Source organism: Kitasatospora sp. NPDC007106, from assembly GCF_040634455.1.
GTDB lineage: Bacteria > Actinomycetota > Actinomycetes > Streptomycetales > Streptomycetaceae > Kitasatospora > Kitasatospora arboriphila.
The window spans coordinates 1-3,036 of sequence record NZ_JBEYFP010000705.1; the positions used below are offsets into that span (position 1 = coordinate 1).

The 3,036-nt window shown below is 76.2% G+C and carries 3 protein-coding genes; 1 reads left to right on the plus strand and 2 read right to left on the minus strand.

All coding sequences use genetic code 11. The annotated features are described in order from the left end of the window. Positions 1-435 (minus strand): hypothetical protein (locus ABZ641_RS31095; protein WP_359987200.1); only part of this gene is annotated, 435 nt, incomplete at its 3' end. 158 nt (positions 436-593) lie between these two features. Here ABZ641_RS31095 and ABZ641_RS31100 point away from each other — a divergent pair. Next, positions 594-1,808 carry a M20 family metallopeptidase gene (locus ABZ641_RS31100; RefSeq protein WP_359987202.1) on the plus strand — a complete coding sequence of 405 codons (1,215 nt, stop codon included), beginning with the start codon at positions 594-596 and terminating at the stop codon, positions 1,806-1,808. A gap of 55 nt (positions 1,809-1,863) precedes the next feature. On the opposite strand, the gene ABZ641_RS31105 is transcribed toward ABZ641_RS31100, so the two are convergent. Continuing rightward, entirely contained in the window at positions 1,864-2,883 is a 1,020-nt protein-coding gene (locus ABZ641_RS31105; RefSeq protein WP_359987205.1) for an Lrp/AsnC family transcriptional regulator, read from the minus strand. Positions 2,884-3,036 lie beyond the last annotated feature (153 nt).

Below are 3,036 nucleotides of genomic sequence, written 5' to 3' on the forward strand. Positions count from 1 at the left end.
GCCTGGCGGGCGGGGGCTCCAGAGGGCCCGAACCGCGTCCAGCATGGGGGTCAGTTCCTCGTGGGCGCCGTGGACTTCGACGATGTCGTCGATGATCAGGGCGGCGCCCTCGGCGGGGTCGAGGCGGCCGGCGGCGATCTCGGCGGCCCACCAGCGGGCGAGCAGCAGGCCGCCGGGTCCACCGTCGGCGGGCGGCAGGCCGAAGCCGAGTTCGTCGGTGACCCGGCCGAACAGCTCCGCGGCGAGGTCGCGTTCGACGGTGAGCAGTTCGGCGAGCGGTGCGAGTGAGGGGGCGTCCACCCCGGCCCACAGGGCGCGGTCGGCCGCGCGGATCAGCTGCGCCGTGCTGCCGCGGCGGCCGTCGGCCCACCGGTGGGCGACGGTGCGCAGTTCCTCCACCGCCTCGGCCGTGGTCCGCGGTTCGCTCGTGGTCATCCCGGCATGCTGTCATGCGCCACGGACCGTCCGCGCCGGAGGGTGGTCGGCGGAATCGTGCGTGCGGGTGGTGGCGGGCGCAGGTTCCGTGCGGTTCCGGCGGGCGGGGCGTCCCGCGGGGGGACCATTCGGGGACCGTCTACCCCGGAGGAGTGGCCATGTCGGCTCCCGTTCATCCGTCCGCGCTGCGCGAGTCGGCCGAAGGGCTGCGGCCCGGTCTGGTGGAGCTGCGGCGGGCGCTGCACCGCGAGCCCGAGATCGGGCTCGATCTGCCGCTGACCCGGGCGCGGGTGCTGGCCGCCCTGGAGGGGCTGCCGCTGGAGGTGACCCTCGGTGAGAAGCTGAGTTCGGTGACGGCGGTGCTGCGCGGCGGCCGTCCGGGCCCGGCGGTGCTGCTGCGTGCCGATCTGGACGCCCTGCCGGTGCAGGAGGCGGCCGAACTGCCGTACGCCTCGCAGGTGCCGGGGGTGATGCACGCCTGCGGCCACGACCTGCACACCGCCGCGCTGGTGGGCGCGGCCCGGCTGCTGGCCGAGCGGCGGGAGGAGTTGGCGGGCAGCGTGGTGTTCATGTTCCAGCCGGGCGAGGAGGGCGGGGGCGGGGCTGCGCTGATGGTCGACGAGGGGGTGCTGGACGCGGCCGGGGAGCGGGTGGTGGCGGCGTACGCGCTGCACGTGGGTGCGGCGCTGCTGCCGGGCGGCTGGGTGGCGAGCCGGCCGGGGCCGATCATGGCGGCCTCGGACACGCTCCGGGTGACGGTGCGGGGCCGTGGCGGTCACGGGTCGAGTCCGCACCTGGCGCTGGACCCCGTCCCGGCGGCCTGCGAGGCGGTGCTCGCGCTGCAGACGATGGTGACCCGGCGGTTCGACGCGTTCGACCCGGTGGTGGTGACGGTGGGCACCTTCCACGCGGGGACGGTGGAGAACGTGATCCCGGACGAGGCGGTGTTCGCGGCGACGGTCCGCTCCTTCTCGCCGGAGGCGCGCGAGCGGGTGGTCGAGGAGGCGGTGCGGGTGGTGCGGGGTGTCGGCGAGGCGCACGGCATGGAGGTGACGGCGGTCGTCGAGCCGGGCTATCCGGTGACGGTGAACGACGCCGCGGAGGCGGCCTTCGCCGCGGACACCGCCCGACGGTTGCTCGGTGACGACCGGTACGTGGAGATGCCGCGTCCGGTGGCCGGCTCGGAGGACTTCGGTGTGCTGGCGCAGCTGGTGCCGGGGGCGTACCTGATGCTCGGTGCCTGCCCGCCCGGGCGCGACCCCTTCACGGCGGCGTACAACCACTCGGCGCAGGCCGAGTTCGACGACGCGGTGCTGCCGGACGCGGCGGCCCTGCTGGCGGCGCTGGCGCTCGGCCGTCTGGAGCGCGGCTGACCGCGGCTGACCGCGGCTGCTCGGCGCGTGCCGTGGCCCGTCGGGCCGCCCGGGATCACTCCGTAAGCGGGCCGGCGGGCCACGGGTCGATGGGGACGTAGCCGTGCGCCCGGCCGTCCGGGGTGAGCAGCCGGCCGACGAGTTTGACGGTGCGCAGGGTCACCAGCCGGTCGCGGACCCGCAGCCGGTCGAAGCGCCGGGCGAGTTCCTCCTCCAGCCGCCGCAGTTCCGGAAGCCGGCGGACCATCAGGTAGAGCGCGAGGTTGGCCCGGCCGACGGTCACCGCGCACATCCGGGCCTGCGGCAGGCCGGCCAGCCAGCCGGCGGCCTCCTCCAGCCGGGCGGGCGGCACCTCCAGCCAGAGCAGCACGGCGAGCGGGTTGCCGGTGCCCCTCGGGGAGGCGTCGCAGCGCAGCACCAGCCGTCCGGAGTCGCGGAGTTCGGCGAGCCGGCGGCGGACGGTGGTGGCGGGCAGGCCGGTCCGTTCGGCGAGTTCGGCGTACGGCATGCGCCCGTCACCGCCGAGGGCCTGCATCAGGGCGAGGTCCTCCTCGATCTGCCGGCCGCCGCGGGGGCTGCGGAGCTCGCCGGGCGGTTCGGCGATCGCGCGGCGCTGTTCGGCGTCGAGGGCGCCGCCGCTCCACCGGCTGCCCTCGCGGACGGTCCGTTCGACGAGGGACGTCCGGGTGCGCCCGATCCCGGGCACGGCGCAGAGCTGTTCCAGCAGGTGCCCTGCGAGGGCGGCCGGGTCGGCGGCGCCGACGGTGAGCAGCAGGTCGGCGCTGCCGGTGACGACCTCGATCGAGGCGATCTGCGGGTGCCCGGACAGGGCGTGGGCGACCTCGGCGACCCGGCCGGAGGAGCACTCGACCTCGACCAGGGCGGTGAGGCCGCGGCCGATCCGGTCCGCCGACGGGTAGCAGGTGACCCAGGCGTCGCCGTCCGCCTCCAGCTTGGCCCAGCGGCGGGAGAGGGTCGCCGGGTCGACGCCGAGCGGTCCCGCCAGCCGGGACCAGGGGGCCCGCGGGTCCACCCGCAGCGCGTCCACCAGGGCCAGGTCCAGCTCGTCGATCATGGCCGATCCTTGCGCGGGGAGGGCCGCAGGTGCGAAATCGTGCGGCTTGGGCTCGTGGACCCCCAGGTTAGCCATCCTTACGGCCACCCCCACCGCCCCTCCGGCCCCCACGGATGTGCCCATGACCGAGACCGTCCCCCTTGCGGTCACCCC

Coding starts and splice junctions, on each gene's coding strand:
- ABZ641_RS31105 (WP_359987205.1), bottom strand. CDS start 2,883: ATGATCGACGAGCTGGACCTGGCCCTGGTGGACGCGCTGCGGGTGGAC.
- ABZ641_RS31100 (WP_359987202.1), top strand. CDS start 594: ATGTCGGCTCCCGTTCATCCGTCCGCGCTGCGCGAGTCGGCCGAAGGG.